The organism is Spirosoma radiotolerans (assembly GCF_000974425.1).
Lineage (GTDB): Bacteria > Bacteroidota > Bacteroidia > Cytophagales > Spirosomataceae > Spirosoma > Spirosoma radiotolerans.
In genome coordinates this window covers 4,990,083-5,012,719 of record NZ_CP010429.1, presented here as the reverse complement: position 1 = coordinate 5,012,719, position 22,637 = coordinate 4,990,083, and the positions used below count along the sequence as shown (strand labels likewise).

Annotated in this window: 25 protein-coding genes; 14 read left to right on the top strand and 11 right to left on the bottom strand. The window is 48.5% G+C overall.

Features of this window, described 5'->3' with window-relative positions:
• Positions 1–60: 60 nt before the first annotated feature.
• The gene (locus SD10_RS20370) at positions 61–621 is read right to left on the bottom strand and encodes an RNA polymerase sigma factor (RefSeq protein ID WP_046576332.1); all 561 of its coding nucleotides are present in this window, start codon (positions 619–621) and stop codon (positions 61–63) included.
• Between the two features lie 277 nt (positions 622–898).
• A complete protein-coding gene (locus SD10_RS20365) occupies positions 899–1,651 on the bottom strand; it encodes an SDR family NAD(P)-dependent oxidoreductase (protein WP_046576329.1) in 753 nt (250 codons plus the stop codon).
• Positions 1,652–1,964: 313 nt separating this feature from the next.
• On the opposite strand from SD10_RS20365, the gene SD10_RS20360 reads away from it, so the two are divergent.
• The 6 genes from SD10_RS20360 (at position 1,965) to SD10_RS20335 (ending at position 8,204) form a co-directional block, all read left to right on the top strand.
• Complete coding sequence (locus SD10_RS20360) at positions 1,965–2,954, top strand: glycosyltransferase family 2 protein (protein WP_046576327.1); 990 nt, start codon at positions 1,965–1,967, stop codon at positions 2,952–2,954.
• 144 nt (positions 2,955–3,098) lie between these two features.
• Entirely contained in the window at positions 3,099–4,286 is a 1,188-nt protein-coding gene (locus SD10_RS20355) for a 3-dehydroquinate synthase (protein WP_046576325.1), read from the top strand.
• Positions 4,287–4,296: 10 nt separating this feature from the next.
• Positions 4,297–5,532 (top strand): metabolite traffic protein EboE, encoded by a 1,236-nt coding sequence (gene eboE / locus SD10_RS20350; protein WP_046576323.1) that lies wholly within the window; start codon positions 4,297–4,299, stop codon positions 5,530–5,532.
• Positions 5,533–5,585: 53 nt separating this feature from the next.
• Entirely contained in the window at positions 5,586–6,989 is a 1,404-nt protein-coding gene (locus SD10_RS20345; protein WP_046576321.1) for an alkaline phosphatase family protein, read from the top strand.
• 39 nt (positions 6,990–7,028) lie between these two features.
• Positions 7,029–7,583: a hypothetical protein gene (locus tag SD10_RS20340; RefSeq protein ID WP_046576319.1), complete on the top strand. Its 555-nt coding sequence runs from the start codon at positions 7,029–7,031 to the stop codon at positions 7,581–7,583.
• A gap of 108 nt (positions 7,584–7,691) precedes the next feature.
• Positions 7,692–8,204, top strand: a complete 513-nt coding sequence (locus SD10_RS20335; protein WP_046576317.1) for a hypothetical protein — start codon at positions 7,692–7,694, stop codon at positions 8,202–8,204.
• Positions 8,205–8,500: 296 nt separating this feature from the next.
• Here SD10_RS20335 and SD10_RS20325 read toward each other — a convergent pair whose 3' ends face one another.
• Positions 8,501–8,773 (bottom strand): hypothetical protein, encoded by a 273-nt coding sequence (locus SD10_RS20325; protein ID WP_046576314.1) that lies wholly within the window; start codon positions 8,771–8,773, stop codon positions 8,501–8,503.
• Positions 8,774–9,149: 376 nt separating this feature from the next.
• On the opposite strand from SD10_RS20325, the gene SD10_RS20320 reads away from it, so the two are divergent.
• The 5 genes from SD10_RS20320 (at position 9,150) to SD10_RS20305 (ending at position 14,465) form a co-directional block, all read left to right on the top strand.
• Positions 9,150–9,512, top strand: coding sequence for a hypothetical protein (locus tag SD10_RS20320; RefSeq protein WP_148562475.1), 363 nt, complete (start codon positions 9,150–9,152; stop codon positions 9,510–9,512).
• A gap of 389 nt (positions 9,513–9,901) precedes the next feature.
• The gene (locus SD10_RS29485; protein WP_148562474.1) at positions 9,902–10,198 is read left to right on the top strand and encodes a hypothetical protein; all 297 of its coding nucleotides are present in this window, start codon (positions 9,902–9,904) and stop codon (positions 10,196–10,198) included.
• 487 nt (positions 10,199–10,685) lie between these two features.
• The gene (locus tag SD10_RS20315; protein ID WP_046576310.1) at positions 10,686–12,773 is read left to right on the top strand and encodes a PAS domain-containing sensor histidine kinase; all 2,088 of its coding nucleotides are present in this window, start codon (positions 10,686–10,688) and stop codon (positions 12,771–12,773) included.
• Between the two features lie 26 nt (positions 12,774–12,799).
• The gene (locus tag SD10_RS20310) at positions 12,800–13,615 is read left to right on the top strand and encodes an SDR family oxidoreductase (RefSeq protein WP_046576308.1); all 816 of its coding nucleotides are present in this window, start codon (positions 12,800–12,802) and stop codon (positions 13,613–13,615) included.
• A gap of 73 nt (positions 13,616–13,688) precedes the next feature.
• Positions 13,689–14,465 carry a carboxypeptidase-like regulatory domain-containing protein gene (locus SD10_RS20305; RefSeq protein ID WP_148562473.1) on the top strand — a complete coding sequence of 259 codons (777 nt, stop codon included), beginning with the start codon at positions 13,689–13,691 and terminating at the stop codon, positions 14,463–14,465.
• Here SD10_RS20305 and SD10_RS20300 read toward each other — a convergent pair.
• The 6 genes from SD10_RS20300 to SD10_RS20275 form a co-directional block, all read right to left on the bottom strand.
• Positions 14,436–15,119, bottom strand: a complete 684-nt coding sequence (locus tag SD10_RS20300) for an alpha/beta hydrolase (RefSeq protein WP_046576306.1) — start codon at positions 15,117–15,119, stop codon at positions 14,436–14,438. The genes SD10_RS20305 and SD10_RS20300 overlap by 30 nt on opposite strands.
• A 6-nt stretch (positions 15,120–15,125) precedes the next feature.
• Positions 15,126–15,656 (bottom strand): DUF4442 domain-containing protein, encoded by a 531-nt coding sequence (locus SD10_RS20295; protein ID WP_046576303.1) that lies wholly within the window; start codon positions 15,654–15,656, stop codon positions 15,126–15,128.
• A gap of 27 nt (positions 15,657–15,683) precedes the next feature.
• Complete coding sequence (locus SD10_RS20290) at positions 15,684–16,139, bottom strand: DinB family protein (protein ID WP_046576302.1); 456 nt, start codon at positions 16,137–16,139, stop codon at positions 15,684–15,686.
• 11 nt (positions 16,140–16,150) lie between these two features.
• Positions 16,151–16,597: a MarR family winged helix-turn-helix transcriptional regulator gene (locus tag SD10_RS20285; RefSeq protein ID WP_227699027.1), complete on the bottom strand. Its 447-nt coding sequence runs from the start codon at positions 16,595–16,597 to the stop codon at positions 16,151–16,153.
• A gap of 112 nt (positions 16,598–16,709) precedes the next feature.
• The gene (locus tag SD10_RS20280) at positions 16,710–17,714 is read right to left on the bottom strand and encodes a bile acid:sodium symporter family protein (RefSeq protein WP_046576300.1); all 1,005 of its coding nucleotides are present in this window, start codon (positions 17,712–17,714) and stop codon (positions 16,710–16,712) included.
• A gap of 135 nt (positions 17,715–17,849) precedes the next feature.
• Entirely contained in the window at positions 17,850–18,776 is a 927-nt protein-coding gene (locus SD10_RS20275) for a Ppx/GppA phosphatase family protein (RefSeq protein ID WP_046576298.1), read from the bottom strand.
• A gap of 58 nt (positions 18,777–18,834) precedes the next feature.
• On the opposite strand from SD10_RS20275, the gene rpsU reads away from it, so the two are divergent.
• The 3 genes from rpsU to SD10_RS20260 all read left to right on the top strand — a co-directional run bounded on the left by rpsU (position 18,835) and on the right by SD10_RS20260 (position 20,918).
• On the top strand, positions 18,835–19,032 hold the full coding sequence (rpsU, locus tag SD10_RS20270; RefSeq protein ID WP_046576296.1) for a 30S ribosomal protein S21: 198 nt from the start codon (positions 18,835–18,837) through the stop codon (positions 19,030–19,032).
• A 248-nt stretch (positions 19,033–19,280) separates the two neighbouring features.
• Positions 19,281–20,186: a tyrosine-type recombinase/integrase gene (locus SD10_RS20265; RefSeq protein WP_046576295.1), complete on the top strand. Its 906-nt coding sequence runs from the start codon at positions 19,281–19,283 to the stop codon at positions 20,184–20,186.
• A 57-nt stretch (positions 20,187–20,243) separates the two neighbouring features.
• A complete protein-coding gene (locus SD10_RS20260; RefSeq protein ID WP_046576293.1) occupies positions 20,244–20,918 on the top strand; it encodes an EboA domain-containing protein in 675 nt (224 codons plus the stop codon).
• Between the two features lie 204 nt (positions 20,919–21,122).
• On the opposite strand, the gene SD10_RS20255 is transcribed toward SD10_RS20260, so the two are convergent.
• Both SD10_RS20255 and SD10_RS20250 read right to left on the bottom strand, forming a co-directional pair.
• Entirely contained in the window at positions 21,123–21,785 is a 663-nt protein-coding gene (locus tag SD10_RS20255; protein ID WP_046576291.1) for a porin family protein, read from the bottom strand.
• A 6-nt stretch (positions 21,786–21,791) separates the two neighbouring features.
• Positions 21,792–22,469, bottom strand: a complete 678-nt coding sequence (locus SD10_RS20250; RefSeq protein ID WP_046576290.1) for a DUF4136 domain-containing protein — start codon at positions 22,467–22,469, stop codon at positions 21,792–21,794.
• Positions 22,470–22,637 lie beyond the last annotated feature (168 nt).

The window sequence follows — 22,637 nt, the reverse complement described above, 5'->3', positions numbered from 1 at the left end:
TCCGATATTTTTTTGAAGTAAGTCAACTTTTAGCTCACGGGTAACAAGTGAGCGGAGGGCTCACCAATGTTCCCGCAGAAAATTCAGCGCCTTATGCAGGTGGTTGGAAACGGACTGACGACTGATGGCCATCACGTCGGCGATGTGCTCAATGTCGAGTTCCTGAAAGTAGCGCAGATGGAGCGCTTCCTGCTGACGCTGGGGGAGGAGGTCGAACAGGGTTTTGATTTTTCGGGCCGAGAGTTGCTCAGCTTCTATTGCAACAAAGAAATCTTCAAAGGGTTGTTCGGGCGTAACGTCCAGGGCTTCGTCTTCATCGACCCACCCCCGGCGCTGGGTCCGTTGGAGTTCCAGCAGGATTTTATGGCGCAATGATTTAAGCAGGTATTTTTTGATGTTATCGGTGCTGCTAACGTGCAGGCGTCGTTCCCATAGGTACACGAACATATCGTGCAGACAATCCTGAATCAAATCAGTGTCTTTGCTGTAACGGGTTCCGAATCGGAACAGCGATGCATAATGTACCGAGATAATCTGCTCGAACGCCTGGCGGTCACCTTTCTTGAAGCGCTCCCAAAGCGCTTCGTCATTCGGCAAATTAGTTGAGAATAAACTCTTCATTTTTAACGTGAGCCACTGCCTGCTCTATACGTTTAACAGTAATTCTATCTTTGGGAATTCCGTGAAAATCTGGAAATTCATCAAGAAACTATAAAACGTAATGGCTCTGCGATTAGTAAGTTGCCGGTCTAATTTACCCGGCTTGTAGGGGGATCAATACCAACGATCAGACGAATTTACGGATTTAACAATAGGGATGTCCGATACCTACTAAACGGCAGGCCGGTTTTTCAAAATCCGCTTAAACGAAGTTCGGAGAAGCCGGCCTGTCAACAGACTATTTGCGGTGTATCGTTGTGGCTGCCGCCTGGGCTGCGGCCAGAATGGTCATGTCGGCAATCGTGACATTGGCTGGTGCGGTTACGGCATACACAATCGTATCGGCAATGTCGTCGGCGGTGAGGGGGGCATAGCCCTCATACACTTTAGCAGCCCGTTCTCTGTCGCCTTTAAACCGCACGACCGAAAACTCCGTTTCGACGGCACCGGGCGCAATGTTGGTTACTTTAATACCATGCTGGGTCAGATCCAGGCGCATGCCTGTGCTAAGCGCTTCTACCGCTGCTTTGCTGGCACAATAGACCGCACCATTGGCATAGGTCTGTTTGCCCGCCACCGAACTCAGGTTAACGATATGCCCTCGCTGGCGTTCGACCATGCCGGGTATAACCGCTTTCGATACATACAGTAACCCCTGCACATTGGCATCGATCATCTGATCCCAGTCAGCGGGGTCACCCTCCTGAATCGGCGACATGCCGTGTGCATTACCGGCATTATTGATCAGGATATCAATGGCTTTCCAGTCATCAGGCAAGGTGCTGATTGCGTCATTGACCTCGGTCCAGTTACGCACATCGAAGGTGAGGGTTGTTACAGCGGTCTGTGTGCCAAGCTGGTCGGCCACTTCATCTAAACGGTCTTGCCGACGGCCGCAAAGAATTAACCGGTAATCGAGATCCGCAAAGGCCTTAGCGGTGGCGTGGCCAATGCCAGAAGTTGCGCCGGTAATGAGAGCAATACGAGACATAGAAAGGTAAAGAATAAATGATTTTACAAAGATAAACGGGGGTGGGCAGGTTTATGGACTACAAAATACAATTATGGGCTTATCAGTCCGATTCGTAGAGTTTTTCAGGCGTAAGCATTTTATTTTCAAGCTATTGTGTAAAATATTTCTGATTAAAAAAAGCCTTTTAGTGAATTTGGTCGGGTTTTTGCAACAAACTGGTTATGATTTGATTCCGCGAATGTGAACGATATGCCTAGCCTCTTTTCGGCTACATAGGCGCCTTGTCTGGGATCAATACTTCCTCTTTTTATAAAAAACATTGCTCGTTGCTATGCTACCTGAATTCTCGGTTGTAATCCCAACTTATCAGCAGCCCGCTTTATTGCTCAAATGCCTGGATGCATTGGGGCGTCAACGCTTATCACATGATCAGTTTGAAATCATTGTTGTCGATGAAGGGAACTCGCCTGAAACGGAAACGGCCGTTCTACTTTTTGCCAGACAAATAGCCCGTGATGGGACTCCTATCGAAGTACGCTATCTGGGCCAGCCACAACGGCGTGGCCTGGCCGCTGCCCGTAATCGGGGCTGGCGGGCGGCTCGTGGGCGAGTGATCGCGTTTACTGACGAAGATTGCCTGCCCGAACCTACCTGGCTTTCAGCGGCCTTAACCTGTTTCCAGCGCGGGGCGCAGGTGCTGAGCGGCCAGTTACGGGTACACCTGCCGAACCAGCCAACGCCCCTCGACCGCACCGCTACGTTCCTGAAACGGGCTGAGTTTATGGCTTCCAACTGTTTTTGTCGAAAATCTACGCTGGACCGCGTTGGCGGATTTGAAGAAGCCTTCGATACCGACTGGCGTGAAGACAGTGACCTACAGTTCAAGTTTCTCCAGGTCGGTATTCCCATTGCGAAGTGCCCCGAAGCCGTTGTCGTTTACCCGATTCGCCCATGCCCCTGGTATGAATTGTTGCAGGATGAGCGCAACAACTGTTACGATGCACTGCTCTATAAGCGTCATCCTGATTTATTTCGGGAGCGGATTCCAACCTACCGACGGCAGGTAATCGGCTATTATGCGTCTGTGGGCAGCATTGTCCTTGGCCTGGTTGGTTTGCTGAGTGGTCAGATGAACATGGCCATTATGGGCTTGTGTATATGGGCTGTTTTATCGGTCGATCGCGTGCTGCATCATTTACCCAGTACGCCCTTAACCTGGCCCATCCTTAAACAGGTTGTAGCAACGGCTCTTGCCACGCCCTTTCTATCGGTCTACTGGCGACTTTACGGGGCGGTGAAATATAGGGTGCTGTATTTCTAGATGACCACACCTGCGCTAATTGCGTAAAAAATACATGCTGGAACCTATTTTCCTGTGTATAAACGACACAATAAGGAACCATTAACGATTTGATTGTATTTTTGAGGGATGAAGCCAGTACTACTCAACTGGCTTCATCCTTTCATGGATCACTTGCATCAAACTTTCAGCGTTCGGTTTACCTATAGTGTTCTTTTTACCGAACGTCTTTTCGATTATACCAATCCGTTACTCGCCGACTTTTTTAGCCAGCAAGCGACCGCCGATACGCGGAAAAAGCTTCTGTTTATTATGGATTCAGGCGTTGTTGATACGCACCCGGATGTACAGGATGATATTCGGACGTACTTTGCCAAACACGCTGATCTTGTGGATCTTTTGGCTGACTTTCTGGTTATTCCGGGGGGTGAAATAGCCAAAAATGACTCCGATTTTGTCGAGCAGATTGTTGATGCTGTTGATCGTTATGGTATTGATCGTCATTCGTATGTGGCGGCTATCGGGGGCGGTTCGGTGCTGGATCTGGTGGGTTATGCGGCTGCTATTTCACACCGCGGTATTCGCCATATTCGAATTCCGACAACGGTGCTTTCGCAGAACGACTCGGGAGTGGGCGTTAAAAATGGCGTCAATTACCGGGCAAAGAAAAATTTTCTCGGCACCTTCGTCCCGCCCGTAGCTGTGTTCAATGACAGCCAGTTTCTAACGACACTCGATGATCGCGACTGGCGGGCGGGTATCGCCGAAGCCATTAAAGTGGCGCTTATCAAGGACAGGCCGTTTTTCGAATGGATTGAAGCACATGCCGAGGAATTGGCCGCCCGCGACATGCCGGCGATGCAATACCTCGTTCATCGGTGCGCCGAGATGCACTTACAGCATATTGCAGGTGGTGATCCGTTTGAAATGGGTTCCTCCCGGCCGCTTGATTTTGGCCACTGGAGCGCACACAAACTGGAACAGCTCACCAACTTCGAGATTCGGCACGGCGAAGCAGTTGCCATTGGTATTGCGCTTGATAGCCTATACTCACAGCAACTTGGCTGGCTTACTGAATCGGATACGAACCGTATTCTGACGACACTCCGCACACTTGGCTTTGCTCTTTACCAGCCCATGCTCGATGCCGACAATAGCGCCGGGGTATTGAAAGGACTTTCCGAATTTCGCGAACATTTGGGCGGCCAGCTGACCATTATGCTCCTGAAGGGCCTTGGGCAGGGAGTAGAAGTGCACGAGATGGACGCCGACCGTATTCGGCAGGCCATTGCCACGTTACGAAAAACAGATTCATTAGCTTTTCAAACCTACAAGGTGTCTGAAACCCTGTAGGTTTTCTCGTATGAAAACTTCCCTCGGCCATCTCGGCTATTGCACGAATATTCATGCTGGTGAAACCTGGGCGGACCATTTTATGGCCCTGCAACAGGCCGTTCCGGAATTGAAGCAACGACTGTCGCCAGAAGCTCCCTTTGGTATTGGGTTGCGCCTGTCGAATATAGCAAGCGAGGAACTGGAAATTCCCGAAAATCTGGTTGCTTTTCAACATTGGTTAGCGCAAAACGACTGTTACGTCTTTACCATGAACGGCTTTCCATTCGGGGGCTTTCATGACGTCGTTGTCAAGGATCAGGTGCATGCCCCCGACTGGACCACCGAAGCCCGAGTGGAATACACCAAACGGCTGTTTCGCATCTTATCCGTTCTGTTGCCGGTCGACGAACTGGGGAATCCCATTCAGGGGGGCGTGTCTACCTCGCCACTGACTTACCGGCACTGGTTTGAGTGGGAGCAACCGGCCGCCCGCGACTATATCTTTTCCCAAACGACCCAAAATGTACTTGAGGTTGTGGCGGATCTGGTCCGTCTAAGAAAACAAACTGACCGGCTCATGCACCTGGATCTGGAGCCGGAACCAGACGGCGTTATTGAAACGGCCGACGAGTTCATTCGCTGGTTTACCGACTATCTGCTGCCAATGGGCATTGAGCAGTTAAGCGAAGAATTTGGGCTCACTGATGAAGAAGCCGAGGCTATCATCTGTGAGCATGTTCGGTTGTGTTATGATGTCTGCCATTTTGCGGTGGGCTACGAACGTCCGGCTGAAGTGCTGGATAAACTCAAAAATTATGGTTTGCGCGTCGGTAAAATTCAGATTAGCGCGGCTTTAAAAGCGGAGTTCCCCATAGCAGCCAATGAGCGCGAAACGGTTCGGCAGGCGTTTGGAGAATTTAACGAACCGACGTACCTGCACCAGGTGGTGGCTCGAACGCAGGCTGGTGAGTTGGTTCGCTTTCCCGATTTGCCCGACGCATTGGCTGGATTTAATGAGACGCATGCCGAATGGAGGGCGCATTTTCATGTTCCGCTTTTTGTGTCGGATTATGGTGTGCTGACATCCACCCAGGACGATATTCGGGAGGTGCTCCAGTTGCAGGCCGATCGGATGTTTACCAATCAACTGGAGGTCGAAACTTATACATGGGGCGTACTGCCGGAGGATTTAAAGAAAAGCCTGGTCGATTCAATTGAGCGGGAAATGAAGTGGGTGCTTAAAATAACGATGAGTGAAGAATGATGGATACCGTGTCTGGTATAGCATATATCATTCTTCACTCCTGATTCATCATTATGAAAAAGACCGTAGTCCTCGACGTTGTAGGTTTGTCGTATTCGCTGATTGGCGAGCATACGCCTTTTCTGAAACAGTGGTTTGCCGGTAAAAACCAGGCGACCATTGCCCCAATGCTTCCCGCCCTGACAACGTCGGTGCAGTCTACCTACGTAACGGGCAAATGGCCCAGCGAAACCGGTATCGTTGGCAATGGCTGGTATGATCGGACGGATTCAGAAGTGAAATTCTGGAAACAATCGAACAAACTCGTTGCCGGGGAAAAGATCTGGGAACGGGCCAAAAAGCTGGACCCCAATTTTACGGTCTCGAAAATGTTCTGGTGGTATAACATGTATTCGTCGGCCGATTATTCAGCTACGCCCCGGCCGCAGTACCCATCCGACGGCATGAAGATCCCCGATTGCTACACCCAGCCCGGCGACCTGCGCGACCGACTCACGAACGAATTGGGAACATTTCCGCTCTTCCAGTTCTGGGGGCCGGCCACAACGATTAAGAGCACCCGCTGGATTGCCGATGCCTCTATGCTGGTTGATAAATGGCACAACCCGACCCTGACGCTAATTTACCTGCCCCACCTCGATTATTGCCTGCAGAAGTTTGGCGGTCCCGCGTCCGGGCAGGATTTCTCAAAAATTAGCAATGACTTACGGGAAATCGACGATGTTTGCCGTGACCTGATTCAGTACTATGAACAGCAGAACGCCGAAATCATCGTTCTGTCGGAATATGGGATAACGAACGTCAGCAAACCCATTCATATCAATCGGATTCTACGCGAAGCAGGCATGATCCGCTACCGGGAGGAGCGTGGCCTGGAATTGTTCGACGCGGGTGCTTCGCCCGCTTTCGCTACGCCTGATCACCAGATTGCCCACGTGTATATCAACGACCAATCTGTCTTCAGTAAAGTTCGGGCGTTGCTGGAAAAAACACCCGGCATTGAACTCGTGCTGGATAAAGAGCAGCAGAAGCAGTACCACATCGATCATGAACGCTCCGGCGATCTGGTGGTGGTCGCCGATGCCGATAGCTGGTTTACCTACTACTACTGGCTCGATGATGCCCGCGCCCCCGACTTTGCCCGGCTGGTAGCTATCCATCAAAAGCCCGGCTATGATCCCGTCGAGATGTTCATGGACCAAACCAATCCGTTTATCAAACTAAAAGCGGGGTATAAGTTAGGTCGTAAACTGCTTGGGTTCCGGTATCTGATGAACGTCATTTCGCTGGATGCCACCCTCGTGAAAGGATCACATGGGCGAATCGGGACCGCTCCCGAACACCACCCTGTTTTTGTGAGCAGCCAGAACGTGGGCAAGACGTTGACAGCCACGGAAGTATACGATAAAATATGGGAGACGCTATCCGTCGGAATAGTTGAAAAACAGACGAGCTAAGTTGTTGGTTATTTGGACGAAAGCACGTAATTTAACTTTATGAAAGCCCTCGTCGCCCTCATTCTGTTGGTCTCTGCCTGTACGTCGACCCGGCCCGTAGCCACAAATGCGCCGGCCGATGGTGCTGAATACTACCAGCCCAATCAGCCAGTATCGGCGGTTATGCCCCGGCTCTATCCCGATCCACAAGGCGGGCTTGGCCATGCACAGGATCCCGATATTCGTGTGACGGACATTCGCCTGACGGCTAGCTACACAGTACTGTATATGACGTTTGGCAAAAACAAGGACGATCGGTATAGCAATTACTACGGCACCAGCAACATTTCGTTCAACCCTAAGGCGGTGCTGGCGTCGGCCGATGGTAAGCGCACGTATGCATTGGTGAAGACGGAAGGCATTCCTATGTCGCCGGATAGCCGCGAAATCAAGAATGACGAAAAAGTGGTGTTTGTGCTCTATTTCGAACGGCTGGATAAGGGCGTCGAATCGTTTGATTTATTTGAGTGCAAGAGCGATAATATGAATTCATGCTTCAATGTCGCGGGCATGACCGTTCAGAATCCGCTTAATTCGGAAGCCAAGCAGAACTAGTCATTTCCAGCGATAAGTTTTCCAACGGCTTTTTTCTGAGCACCTATACACCGAATGGCTTAGTCGGACGTTAACCAAGTATGGTTATCATTTAGTTTTTGTTTGATTATGTCCTCTTTTGCTTCATTTTATCGCCATTTACGCATTCCTCTTCTTGTCGCTATCGGTCTGTTTTCCAGTTTATTCGTTCTCGCCCAAGTGAACCTGACGTACCGTTTACTGACAGGCTATACCCTCAACCCCGATGCGCCCGTAATCAAAGGGAAGCCCACACTTTTTGTCTTTGAGCAAGCCGAAACGTTCAGTCAGGTGTTTCAACCTGTTTCAACAGGTTCAGTTCGTAAACGCGATGCTCCCAATTTTGACAAAGAAATGGCCATCGGAATTGCCTTGCCTTCGACCAAAACGCCACCAAAGCTCTCTGTAAGCAAAATATTTGTGCAAGATTCAACTTTAACGGTGCGCTATATACGTATGGCTGATACCATTCTGACCAAATCGCCATTACCGGAAGCTGTACAGCCAATGTTAGTCGTGATGATTCCTAAACAGACAGTATTGAAAACAAGGCTGGTTGAAAACGGAAAGGTTGTGCAGACGATTAAGAAACGGGAAGAATAAGAAACCCCTAAGCTGACAGTAAATCTTGTTTGTGGAAAGAAATAATTTTTTGTCAAACTATGAGTATTGCCTAACGCAAGTAGTCACAATTGATCGCTTGTGAGCGTTACTTTAGAAATAGTTTGGCGGCATACATACAATTCATTTTAATTTCTCTTAGTTTGTAACTAAAATTAAAAAGAATGAATTGGGTAATTAACGCAGGATATTTCTGCGTTAATTCTTTTTTGGGCTTTCTATATGAAAACGACCCTATCTGCTTCTGTATCAGTTGGTCAATAAATGGGTCCTTTCGATTAATCAACCTGCTGTGTATAGGGTGCCAATGCTTTTATGACCTCGTTGCGGTAGATTTCCAGCATGGCTATCAGCTGTTTGTGGCTGTAGGCTGACTCCGCAAACTGACTTTGTAAATCGGACGTAAAATCGCTGGCACTCAACTCGCTATATCCTTTCGGTAACCTCGATTCAAAAAAAGCCAGAAACTTGCGGCTATTGGCCAGGTTATGTTCAAGCCTGTATTTCTGTTCTTCCAGATGCGCCTTGTTCTGTTTGTTTATTGTGTTCATGTCCTTTGTTGTTGACAAAGCCTCCAGAATGAGGGCCCGTTAACAGAAGATTCACCTGATAACTTGATGTATAAAAATAGTTACTGCCACATATGTTTAGACTCTATATTGTTACCATGGTCACTGAGTATATATTATTATATTATTAAAAAAATACTGGTATGTAATTTAGTTAATATATGGAATTAGTGTAACATTGATTAAGCCAAATAAAGGAAAGGAATTTATAGCCAAAAACAGCCAAAATAGGCTAGAATCATACCGTTTAGTCAATCTATGAAAAAGCACGTCTCCGTTTATTAACTTTGTTACGAACAAGCAAAAAGCGGAGATTCTTGATTTAAAGTAAGCTCCGTTGAATTACTACAAGGTAATTATGACTAGTGATGCATTTAACCAGTTGCTGGGTGCTTATCGGCAACAGACTATTGAGATGAATGTGTCTTCCATCACGCCAGGCTCAGAAGAGGCTACCCTAACCTGGGTGCAACTTCTTCAGCGGCATGTTCAGGAGTGGAAGCAACATTATAGGCTTGAGAGCCAGGCCGTTGAACAGGTTCGGGAAAATTACAGACATATTCGGCGTCAGGTGGGGTCATTGAGTATCTTGGATCAATCGGCCATACTGGCTGCTGAATCGCAGGAGTCGAAGGAAGTGTCCATGTCTTTTCAGGCAAAGCGGGACTTAATCTGGGCGCGTCATCAACAGGAATTGAACATAAGTCGGTTTGTGGTCTAACCACGTGCTTTCAGAACCCGCCGTTCTGTTTAAGTAAAGACCTAACACGTAGGCTACTCTGCGCGTGCAAAGAGCTCTGGCTATAAAGTCAGGGCTCTTTTTTTTATCTGCCGACCACTAAGAGCGGTATTTTGTTTTCAAATTATCTCAAATGACTCTCTGTAGTCTTTCTCTCACATTTTGCGTAAAATAAAAACAATACTGACGTACCGCTTTTTAAGGATAACCACAGATCTGTTAAAAACTGCAGTTTCCTGACTTTTCAACCAAAAAACGGGCAAAACCGACAGTTCATCGAAAAGGCAGGCTTCTTCGGCTCATTATTTATCAATCTTGTACTATAAATCGCTCGCATAAACCACTAAGCACTAAGGCATAAACGTACACTCATGAACCCTGCTATTTCAATCATCCGCCCTGCTTTGTCAACTGTCGTTATATCAGCTAATCAACATGGAAATAGTCGTAAGCTGGATGAGCTATTAGCCATCAGTCAGGAGACATATTCGTGTTACTCGATGGATGAGCCATCATCATACTGGGTATCGGGTAGAGACGTCGTTGGATTGGATGAAAACAACCATTTAATGTATAGTCTGACACGAAAAGAAAGCTGGCTGTTTTCGGCTGGTGTCATCGCCGGGTTAACTGTATTAGGGTTTGTCTGTAAATTGTTATTAATGTAATAGTTGGGTAAAATAATAGCAGCTAACAGAGCACACGTTTATATCAGCCAGCTTGTACGACCAAGGGAGGTAAATAAACTACGCATGGCCTACATTAGTTAGGTTTTCTGTTAACTGCACAAACGAGGTAATCCTAGCTTCTCACGTATATATAAATGGCCAGGCCAGATTCTTCTACAAGAGTCTGGTTTTAGCTTATAGTGGCAGGAAGATTTAAAAGGTAAACGTCCTGCGATCTACTTCTGTCAATATCCCCGAAGTTTCTTTCTAGTTTAATTCCGTCTATCGAAACTGGTCACGATAAGCTTACGTATAAGCGTTGGCGGCTAGTTGTCTGTACCCACGTGGGGTTTACTTATTGTTTATACCTCAGGGTATATTGCTCAATTAAAATTATCAGCCCTTATCTGTCTGAATGAAATGAAGAACTTGAAAACCCAAAACTATATTAAGGCGTTACTGTACTATAAACACTAATTTTTTATCAATGACTGGCGAGCAAAAGCCATATAATCAAGACAAGGCCCTCAACGAGCGTTTAGATGTAAATTTTGCCTTGAAGGCAGCCCGGCTTGGCGTTTGGGAAGTAGACCCGGCAACGTCTATAGTGCACTGGGACGAGCGCTGTCAGGAATTATATGGCATGGCTCAGAGCAATCAAATTCTCTATGATCAGGCTGTCCGGCATATTCATCCCGATGATATAGACCGAGTAAATCAAGCCGTACAACTAGCCATTGACCCTCAGGGCAGTGGTGAGTATGATGTTACCTATCGCACAATTGGTGCCAGAGATGGCCGTCTGCGCTGGGTTCGCTTTATGGGACGGAGCTATGCTAACGAGGCAGGCGAAGTGTTCAGATTTTCGGGAGTTGCACAGGATGTTACCGAGGACGTCCTATCTCGCCAGCGTATTGAACTAAGCGAACAGCGGTTCAGGGGATTGATTAAGGAGGCTCCGTTTGCAATTGGTGTTTACGCAACGCGGGAGCTTATTATTGACATGGCCAATGATACCATGATTAAGGTGTGGGGAAAAACGCCTGCGGTCATCGGCATGAAACTGGCCGAGGCCCTGCCCGAACTGGAGGGTCAACCCTTTATTGGCTTGCTGGAACAGGTTTATGACACCAATGTCGCATACCAAACCGACGAGCAGGAGGTATATCTGGTGGTGGATGGACGTCTGCAAAGCTTTTGGTTTACATTCACCTACCAGCCTCTCACCAACGAAGAAGGAAACGTTTATGCCATCCTGAACATGGCGGTTGATGTGACCGACCGGGTATTGGCGAATCGGAGGCTAATAAATACAGAAGAAACCCTTCGGGGAGCGATCGAACTGGCTGAGTTGGCGACCTGGAGCTTGGATATTGAAACAAACACATTCAGTTATTCGAAGCGGTTTATGGGCTGGCTTGGTTTTACTGCTGAGACCAAAACGCTGGATGAAGCCTTAGATACGGTGCCTGTCGAATATCGGAATATGGTTGCCTACACCATCGATTCCGTTATTCAGCCGGGTTCATCCGGTCGTTATGAAAACGAGCATCCAATCATCAACCGGCTTACGGGTCAGGTGCGAATCATTCATACACAGGCCCAGTTATTCTACAATGAAAAGGGGACCCCTATTACATTAAGTGGGAGTGCCCAGGATGTTACTGAGCAGAGAAGACTTCAACTGGCACTGGAACAACAGGTTAGAGAGCGTACTGAAGAGTTAGAGATAACGAACGAAGAACTAGCCGCCACAATTGAAGAACTGGCGGCTACCAATGAAGAACTAGCCGCTACTAACGAGGAACTGACCGAAGCGAATCAGGGACTTGCTGAATCCAATCAGCATCTTACCCGTTCCAACCAGAATTTGGAACAGTTTGCCTACATTGCCAGCCACGACCTGCAGGAACCCTTACGCAAGATTCAGCAGTTTAGTGATCTGCTCAAAACGCGCTATGCGTTTTCGTCATCGGGCGATGAACTTGTTTATCTGGAACGGATGCAGGTTGCCGCCAGCCGTATGTCGCTGTTGATAAAGGATTTATTGGCATTCTCGCGCATCTCGACTAGCCCGGCACCAGCCGCTCGGGTATCGCTCTCTCGGGTTGTTGGCGAAGCGCTCGAAAATTTGTCGGTTGCTATTGACGAAACGAATGCGCAAATTGAGATAGATCCGCTACCAACGGTATTGGGCGATGCCTCGCAATTGGGTCAATTGTTTCAGAACCTTTTCTCAAATGCGCTCAAGTTTCGACGGCAGGACGTTTCTCCTCAAATTAGGGTCCATGTGGGTGTTGTCCAGTTAGAAGATTTACCCGCTGGTGTGAAACCTACCCGGCAGACGGCCGCCTATCATTCAATAGAAATCACTGACAACGGCATTGGTTTTGATGAGAAGTACGCTGACCGTATTTTTCAGGTTTTTCAGCGGCTGCATGGCAGGAATGAATTTGCCGGTACTGGTGTTGGATTAGCTATCTGCCAAAAGGTAGTAACAAATCACGGAGGGGCCATCTCCGCCATGAGCCAACCGGGATTTGGCGCAAAATTCAGTATCTACCTGCCCGTATGAGGGCGTATATCGTCGAATAAATAACCATGGCAAAGACAATTTTCATAACGGGAGCGTCGTCGGGCATTGGCAAAGCCGCAGCTATTTTATTTTCCAAACAAGGTTGGAACGTTGCCGCAACTATGCGTAACCCACAGCATGAGAACGAGTTACAGCAGTATCCGACTATTAAAGTGTACGCCCTTGATGTAACTCAGACCGACAGCGTAACCCAGGCGGTCGAGCAGGCGCTGGCCGACTGGCAACACATCGATGTGCTGCTGAACAACGCAGGTTATGGGTTGGCGGGGCCACTGGAAACGGCATCGGAGGAGAAAGTTATGGATCAATTCAACACCAATATGTTTGGGGTGATGCGAACCATTAAAGCACTGTTGCCCAATTTCCGCGCCATAGGCGGGGGCACCATCATCAATATTACGTCAATTGGCGGTCTGGTCGGCTTACCTTTCAACTCGATTTACCACGCCACTAAATTTGGGGTTGACGGGCTATCGGAGTCACTGAATTATGAACTTCGCCCGTTCAACATTCGGGTTAAGGTCGTTGCGCCCGGTGGCGTAATCACTGATTTTGCTACCCGTTCGTTACAACGGACAATGGACGGCGCAAGCGTGTATGACGCGGCACTGGAGAAAGTGTTTGCCGCCTTTGGTACGAATGCTGCCAACTACTCAACCGCTGATCAGATTGCCGAGGTCATTTATCAGGCCGCTACCGACGACACCGACCAAATACGGTATGTGGCCGGACAGGATGCGCAAGCGTTATATGGTGCCTGGAAAAGCATGAGCAACGAAGAGTTTTTTGCAATGGTGAATCAGCGGTTTGGATTGTCGTAGACTGACTGGGCAATCCAACGAGGAGCTTATAGCTAAAAAGAGCTACTTTCAACTCGAAATCAAACTTAAAATCATGGCTGTTACTGAACACATTCGGCTTGAGTTACCGGTTCCTTGTTCCGAGTCTTGGCAAGAGATGGATTCTGTAGCAGAGGGCTGCTTCTGCAATAGTTGCCAAAAAACGGTAGTTGATTTCACCGCTATGAACGATGCGCAGCTTGTGTCATACTTTTTGAGTAAAAAAGAGAACGTATGCGGTCGATTTTTAAGTAAGCAATTGAATAGAGTGCTAGTTCACACACCTAGCGCGCCCAATAAATCAATAAAACAGCGCTGGTTAGGACTAATAACGGCTGGATTGATGAGTTGGAGCACGGCTTATGGAGAGCCAAAACTGGTAGCAAATAAAAACGGGTTCAAGAATGAAACGAGAGCACTTACGGCGTTGACTGATCGTACCAGCGTTAAGAACAACGACGAGACTCGAGTTTGCACTGATACCACCTGGGTGGTTACCGGTCGGGTTACCGAAAGAAACGGCTTGAGTCCTTTGCCAAGTGTAATACTTCTGGCAAAAGGAACAGATAAACAAGTCACAACAGACGTTGACGGTCTGTTCAAAATTTTTTTAGTAGACTATCAGTCCGATAAAATTATCTTAAAGGTAGGAGCGATTGGGTATGTATCTCAGGAGATACAGCTTGATCTAACGCAAAAGCGGCAAGTAGATGTCATTCTGGCTGAAGATTTGCAAATGTTGGGCGAAGTCGTTGTCACAGGCGGTGTAAAATATGTGCAAAAGCCCGGGTTTTTACAAAAATTACGAAACAAGCTTCGATCTAGCCACTAACTGTTGCAGCACCTCGGTCTCTACCTTGTGTCCACCGTCAAACGCCGTCATTTTTAGCGCTGGCAAATCGGCTTGTATACGGTTCAGATAACCCTTTGCATCGTCCATCTGGACAATGTATTCATCCTGGCGGCCATAGACATAATGCGTGTCAATAGCCGCTAATTTGGCGGGGTCGATTAGCTCACGCAGGCCATTCGGGAAGTAGCCCGCCCATAAGATCAGCCGGTCCACGCGAAGTCGGTTTGCCAAATTACCAGGCTGGTTGAGCCAGCGACAGGCAACAGCCGCGCCCTGTGAGAAACCCAGTACCGTAATATGAAGACTTGACGGCTCTCTTCCATTCAGAACGCTGGCATATAAGGTGTTTAAATAGCTTAGGAAATCACTGATTTCGTGTTCTTTGTCCTCCCGCGTGAGCCAGGATGCGCCAACCCGACTGTATGTACCATCCAGATAGGAGCGGGATAAGCCTTCCGGTAGAATAACGAACGTATTGCCATCAGCCAGATTAGTAAATTTCCGGCCGAAATACGTGGCCAGCTGGCCGAAGCCATGCAGGCAGAACCAGACGTGCGTTGTCGCTGGACTCAGTTCGCCAAGCGTATAATAACGGGCCGTTCGTGGGACGGTCAGGTGATGTTCGGTGGCCATAGGCGCTCAGCGTTGAAACCGTGACTGTTGTCTGTCGTTCTTCCGTTCTTCGTAGTGCTTTTTATCGGCAACGTAGCAAAGTCGTTCGATTTGCGCGTGAACAACCCCGTCAGCATTCAGCCATTGCAAAGTAAAGGTCTGCTCTGTTTGCCCATTTTCTGCCACGGCCTGCCGTACGGTAATCAGTTGTTCGTCGGTGATTTCAAAGCGGGCATACAGTGTTTGCCGGCCCGGTTTTCGAAAGCGGATACTGCCCGTTTTATCCCAGACCACGTATTGGTTGCCCAAAATCCGAAGAAGCATCAGCATGTAAAACGGGTCGGCAGCCGCAAACATACTGCCGCCAAAAATGGTCCCAACATAATTATAGGTCCACAGATTTCGACGCAGCCGCAAGTGAACTTCCCGTGAGTCACCCGACCAGAACAGGATTTTACCGCCCGTTCCGAAATACATCGGATACCAGTTCATGAATTGACGAAATCGCCATGATTTGAACGATTCCCGACGGTTGGTTTGCAGAAAAGCGGGTGTCATAGTGAGTAGATAGATACAGTTGTTAGATCACAGGGCAAACTCTTTTCCTTTTTTGATTGCCTGCGCAATTTGTCCGGCATGGTAGGAGTTGTGGTGCATCAGGAAGGTAAGAAGCTGCAGCCGCGACACCTCCCCAAAGGGAGATTGTACCCGTTCAGCCCATTGCGTGTCGCTTGTTTGCTGAATGTGGTCAGCAATCATGGCGTAACTATCTTCAACCAGCTGCTTAACCGCTGCCAGATCGAGGAGCTTTCCGTCGTCTGAAACACCACCAACTGCCTGTAGTTCAATACCCAGTTCGCGTCCGAATAACATGGTCGCTAACCGGTGCATTATCTCGGCAGAATGCAGGGCAACAAAGCCGGCCGAAGCGGTTTCGGGTGTCAGGCGATTTCTAAAATTTTCGGGTGTAAGCTTACGAATGGCGCCTGATGCAGCCCCTTGGTTAAATTGCCATAGCTGGGTTATGAGTTCGGTGGTCATGGTGGTAGGGTTTAATCAGTTGGGGATAAAAGTTTAGTCAGTACATTAGCCGAAAAAGCCGTCAGGCCATCAATGGCATCGGGTCCCAGTTTCAGGCGAATCTGTTCATTGAGTACCTTCCATATTTTGTGGCATCGTTTGGCTAACGCCCGACCTTCCTCAGTCAGAAACAGACCATTACGAAGGTTATCGGTGAGCCAGCCGTTTTTCTGGAGCAACTGGACATCGCGGCTCATGGCTGATTTTTCAATCTGAAGCAATTTGGACAACTCCGCCTGCCGCACGCCCGGTTGGGCAAAAATCCGCATAAGCAAACCCGCCTGTGCAAACGTAACGCCCTCAGACACAAACGCATCATTGTATCGTCCCGTTACGACCCGCGCCAGCATCCGCAGCCGACCAGCAACACAATAGGTTTCAGGTGAGTTGCGATTATTATCAGTGTGGTCGGCGTACATATCGTAAAAATAAGCACCAAAGTTGTATATGCAACTTTGGGCGGCCGAAAAAAGCTATTAAGCCGGTTATCAGATTAATAGCTTTTCATGAGAAGTAAACACAAGATAATACTCAAATATCTTGAGAAGACACCGACTTAATGGGCGTTGCTTCAGTATCCAGCACCTCTTTAGGTGGATGCTGACTCCAATAGGTAGCCAGTAGTGAACCAGTTGTGTTCATAATCGGGCCGAATAGGGCAGGCGCAAGGCCCACGGTAGCTACTTTGCCCATTTGAACCGCAATGCCCGAGGCTAATCCGCCGTTCTGTAAGCCAACTTCAATAGCGACGGTACGACAGCTCTGCTCGTCCATACCGAATATACGGGCACTCCAGTAGCCCAAGGTGAAACCCGTCAGGTTATGAATCAACACGCAAAGGGCTAATGTCCAGCCCACGGTCAGTAAACTATCCCGTCCAGCCGCCGTAATGATGGCGACAATCAGGACAATGCCGGCCATTGAAATCAGGGGCATGATTCGGTTTAAAATGACGGCTGACTTATGAAAAATACGGTTCAGTGCTAGGCCGATTATAACCGGCAAAATGACGATCTCCATAATCTCGACCATCATTTTTAAGAAGGAGATCTCGATAAACTGGCCCGCCAGCAGCGTCATCAGGGCAGGCATCAGGAAAGGGGCCAGCAGGGTCGATAAGGTTGTTACGGTGATGGACAGGGGCACGTTTGCCTTAGCAATAAAGCACATCACATTTGAAGCCAGCCCGCTAGGCGAACAGCCGATCAGCACCACGCCAGCTGCAATTTCGGGCGGAAACTTGAAGACATTAGCCAAGGTAAATCCCAGCAAAGGCATGATAAGAAAATGACACGAGACACCCACAAATACTGCCCGCGGCTGCTTGATAACCCCTTCAAAATCTTTAATCGACATGGTTGTGCCCATGCCGAGCATAATAATCTGCAGCAGCGGAACAATCAATTTCTTCAGCGGGAAGTCGCCTATTTTGGTGAATGGCTCCGGAAAGGTAAGGGCTATGGCTACGGCCGAAATAATGAGGGCCGTGTAAATTAAGTTACTGTAAGACGAGCGTTCGTTGGTTTCGGCTTTCATTTCCTCACTGGCTTATCGAAGGTGTTTGACAGGGATGTGTATCAGAAAGTAAAAGCTTGTTTGCGGATAAACTTACCCGTTCTGATAATATGGATCAGGTTTTACCAAACAGACAGAGGCCGTTTGGTAAAACCATTAACCTTGGAGCGAAGCCAGAACGCCCTCTTTCAGGGAGTAGGTGGAGGTTCTGATTTGTGATATGCCGTAGGTTTTCAGGACGTAGTCGATCAGGCAAACGGCAACGACAATCATATCAACGCGCAGTTCGATCATACCGGGAATCTGCATCCGCTCAGCATGATTTCGGGTGATGAGTAGTTCATAGACCCGATAAAACTCACTGACAGGCAAGGTAAATGACGATTGGGCGGAGCTGGGCAGGTGACCGTATTCGTGCATGGACCATATATCGACCAGCGTGTCGAACGAACCCGATGAGCCAACCAGAACCGTGGGCTGGTATTGGTGGATCGCATTGGCCAGCGGTAGCAAGTTTTCCTGAAAATAGTCGTGGAGCCGACGAATACTGCCGGAGTTGATCGGGTCCGTAGTCATAAATCGTTCCCGCAGACGCTGTCCGCCTATTTCAAAACTTTGTTTCCAGAACGTCCGTGCTTGATTGCCCAGAATAAATTCAACGCTGCCGCCACCAATATCGATGACGAGTGAGGTAGCCTCGTCCAGTGCACCCGCTGCCCGTACGCCCTGATAGATATAATCGGCCTCCTGCTCGCCCGAAATAACGATAATCGGAATGCCGGTTGCTTCCCGAACCCGGTCAATGAATTCAGCCTGATTACGGGCAACGCGAATGGCACTCGTGCCCGTGGCAATCACCTGACCCGGATCGACGCCGTGCTGGTCGAGCACCTGCCGGAAGTACGTTAGAACGCCCAACGCCCGCCCAATGCCCTCCTCGGTAATGAAGCCCTGATTGATACCGGCCTGTCCAATTTTGGCGGGCAGGCTTTCCCGAAACAGAGTTGTATATGCGGAGCCGTTTTTCTCAACGATCAGCAGATGAAATGTATTGGTACCTAAGTCGATAATGGCTTGTTTCATAGTTGCAAATCTATTACCTTTGCCGTCCGGTTTTTAGCTAAAACAGAATATTTAGAACATGCTTATCATTAACGTAAAAGACAACGAGTCGATCGACAAGGCCCTAAAACGCTTCAAAAAGAAATTTGAGAAGACGGGTGTGTTGCGGCAGTTGCGGTCGCGGACAGCTTTCCAGAAGCCATCCATCAAGCGTCGCACAGAGATCATCAAAGCCACGTACAAAGAACGCATGTACGGCAATCACACCGAGCAATAGGATTGTTTGGTGGTGTGAAGTTGGTTGTGGATGAATCGTTGAATGCGCAGTCAACGAGGATGAATCGCCAAATGGTATGACACGACACAGAAGCAGTAAGCAGCCATGCTTGCTGCTTTTTTTTATCCGGATTTTTGTGATTTCACGGATTTGCATGAACATTGGCGCCTGTCTGTTGAGTTGTAACTTTAAGCCGATTCATCAGCGCAAGATGAGTAAATTTGACCTGATAAACTCAATGGAATCAAATGGATCAAACACAACTGGGTCAGGACTTCCTGCAGCACATTCGGTTCGAAAAACGACTCAGCCATCATACCCTAACCGCGTATACGAAGGATTTAGAGCAATTTTGCACGTTTCTCCTTACTGAGTGCAACATCGGCCAACCCGAACTTGCTGATTTTCGGCACGTTCGCTCCTGGATCGTGAGCCTGGTGGAAGGGAAAACCGATAAATCGTCCGTAAACCGGAAAATCGCGACACTTCGCGCTTTCTTTGGTTTTTTACTTCGCCGAAAAGTGATTGACTTCGATCCAATGTCGAAAATTCAGGCGTTGAAAACCAGTAAGAAACTGCCCCAGTACGTGGAGGAAAAGCCAATGGACATGTTGCTTAGCGATGTCGATTTTCCCGATACCTTTGAGGGGGTGCGCGATAAACTGGTACTCGAATTACTGTATGGGACGGGCATCCGGCTAAGTGAGCTAACGGGCCTGAAAACAGTTGATGTAAACCTCTATGAAAAGACAATTACGGTGCTGGGCAAGCGGAATAAGCACCGGATCATTCCCCTGACCGACCCTCTGTTTGCGCTCATCCAACAATACAGTCGGCTAAAAGAGGAAACGTTTCTGGGCCAGGCAGATCGTGTGCATTTGATTGTGAGTGACAAGGGCGTTCCGGCATACGCTATGCTGATTCAACGCATAGTGACCCGGCACCTGACGCTGGTCACGACGCTTGAAAAGAAAAGCCCGCACGTGTTGCGTCACTCCTTTGCCACGCACCTGCTCAATCGGGGAGCCGACTTAAACGCCATTAAAGATTTGCTTGGACACAGTAGTTTAGCCGCCACGCAGATTTATACACATACCAGCCTGGAACAGTTGAAGAAGACGTACGATCAGGCCCATCCAAAGGCCAAGCGCTAAATTAGATTGGGTGGATGTGCGTCATAACCGGCTTGGATTCCTGTTATTTTTTGTCCCATGAATATTCTTACAATGAGTCAAACGCTGTTCTATTTGCTTGAACAGCAACCCAATTCTGAAAAGGCAGTAAGCTATCTTAAACAACAGGCCGATGCCTTCAATGAGAAGCAGCAAGTCGCTGTATTTTATCGTGTGTTTACGGCCATTCCCCGTTTCGTTGGGAAACAACCTATCAATGTACCGGCTGACATACAATTTGCGCTGCAACGGGTTCGCCCAGGATTTACAGTTGATGGCTGGACGTTAGATCGGCTGGCGCGGGTTTGGTGGCTGCTGCAACTCCCGGCTGACAATCAGAATACGTATGTGAAAACGATCAGTGAACTATTCAAAGCCGGGGAGTTGAACGAATTGGTCGCGCTTTATTCGGCGTTGCCCGTGCTGGCCTATCCCGAAGCGTGGACGTTTCAGGCCACTGAAGGTATCCGCAACAACATCGCTGATGTTCAGTCAGCGATTATGCTTCATAATCCTTTTCCTGCCGACTACTTCAGTGAAGCGGCCTGGAATCAGTTGATCATGAAAGCGTTTTTCACCGACAAGGATGTGACACAGATTACCGGCCTGCAGGATCGTAAAAACGCCCGACTTGCTCAGACGCTGGCCGATTACGCTGCCGAACGCCGGGCTGCCGGGCGTAGTTTGCCTGACCATATTGGTGAGTTGATGTAATGGCGGTTCTTGGTTTACAGTTTGTGGTTTACGGTTGGTAGTTAAATGACGGCGGAGTGTTACCATATCCATGGCCTGTGTCCCCACGGGCCATTCTTGCGTCAGCATTAGTTTGGTTCGAAAAATAGCCTGTGAGGACACAGGCCATGAATGGTCGAAGGCAATACAAATGCGTTAGCCAACCGTAAACTACAAACCAAAAACCTAATAGAACCGGTACGATATGCCGGCCGACAGCATCAACGAAGGGCTGTTATTTTTCAACAGGTCATAGTTGAAGAAAACATTCTGGTACTGGGCCTGAATCTCAGCCCCTAAACCCTGTTCACGCTTGCCATAATACTTTACACCAACAGCGGGTGCAATCGCACCTTTAAAACCATGCGATTGATCGGCCAGCGTTCCGAAGTAGTTTGTGTAATCCACATAGGCACCACCACCAGCAAACTGCACATACGGCCGGAGGGCTGCGGCATTATCGGCAAAGTAATAGGATAGGGAAACCATGGCCGGAATGACCGACAGCGTACGCGTTTGCACTGCCGAAATAGACTGATTGTCATATTCGTAGACCTGACGAGGAAGACGCTGCTTGTTGTATTGGTAACCCGTTTTGAGGCCAATGGAGAATCGCTTCGGAAAGAGCCATTCACCGTCCAACGCTAGATTCGTTGGCGATACCTTATCAATATACCCTTTAGTGCCGCCCATCGGGAAAGCGACCCCATACCGGGCCGAAATGTTGAACGTTACATATTCCTGATAAGGCGATGGGAAATTGTAGTTTCCTTTATTGTCGTTCTGATACTGTGCCCAGGTCGTTGTTGTTAACGCCATCAGGGCAACGAAGGCTATGATCGGTTTCATACGTGCTTATTCTGTGGCCTTCAAATAAGGCGATTGGTTAAAAATAGCGGTCACGGCTGTGTCGACTGCTTGCTGATCGGTGATGTCGGTGCCGCGGATAGTGGCGTCATAAATGACATTTAACTGGGCTTGTGTTGAGCCCGTGGTGCCCGTTGCGGGGCGATTTTTCAGATCGACAATCTGAATTTCCCAGTATTGATCCGTAACCTGGTAGGTGTAGTAGCTCGGGTAATAAGGGTAATAGCCATACCCGCCAAAGCCTCCGAATCCCCCTCCCCAGTAGTTCGAATAGTACGAATAAGGGTCGGAGGCAACGCCCGTATACTGGTTATTGACCCGAATAATAGCTACCCCCAAATCGGCGTTTTCACCTCGATTTACCCGCCGGAATCCCTTTGCTGTCAGGGCATTGGCTACATTCGTTACAAATCGGCCTGAAACATCCGTTTGAGTCATGCTATACGAATCGTTCGACTCAATGATGACCGAGTCGGGCAGACTAAACGTTTTATACTGGCCGAAGTTAACCGAGCGGTCGTAGTTTGTAATATAAACTGGACTATCGGCGGGGCTCAGGTCGTTGACCGCATTTTCGCGGCAGGATGTCAATCCGCCAACGCCCAGAAGCAGTAAAACTGCCCCAAGTTTCCACTTTCCTACTTTACGTTGATGATGCGTCTTCATGGTTGCATTTGTTGTACGGTTAATTGTCGAGTTTTTATAAAGAATCTTACTACTTGTATAAGCCGACGGCCAACGCGAGAATGACTCCCTAAAAGCTCTATCTATAAAACGAATAGACTAGAGTGAAGTTTGTTGATCAGGATTAAATGTTGCTAAAAAACGTGCAGA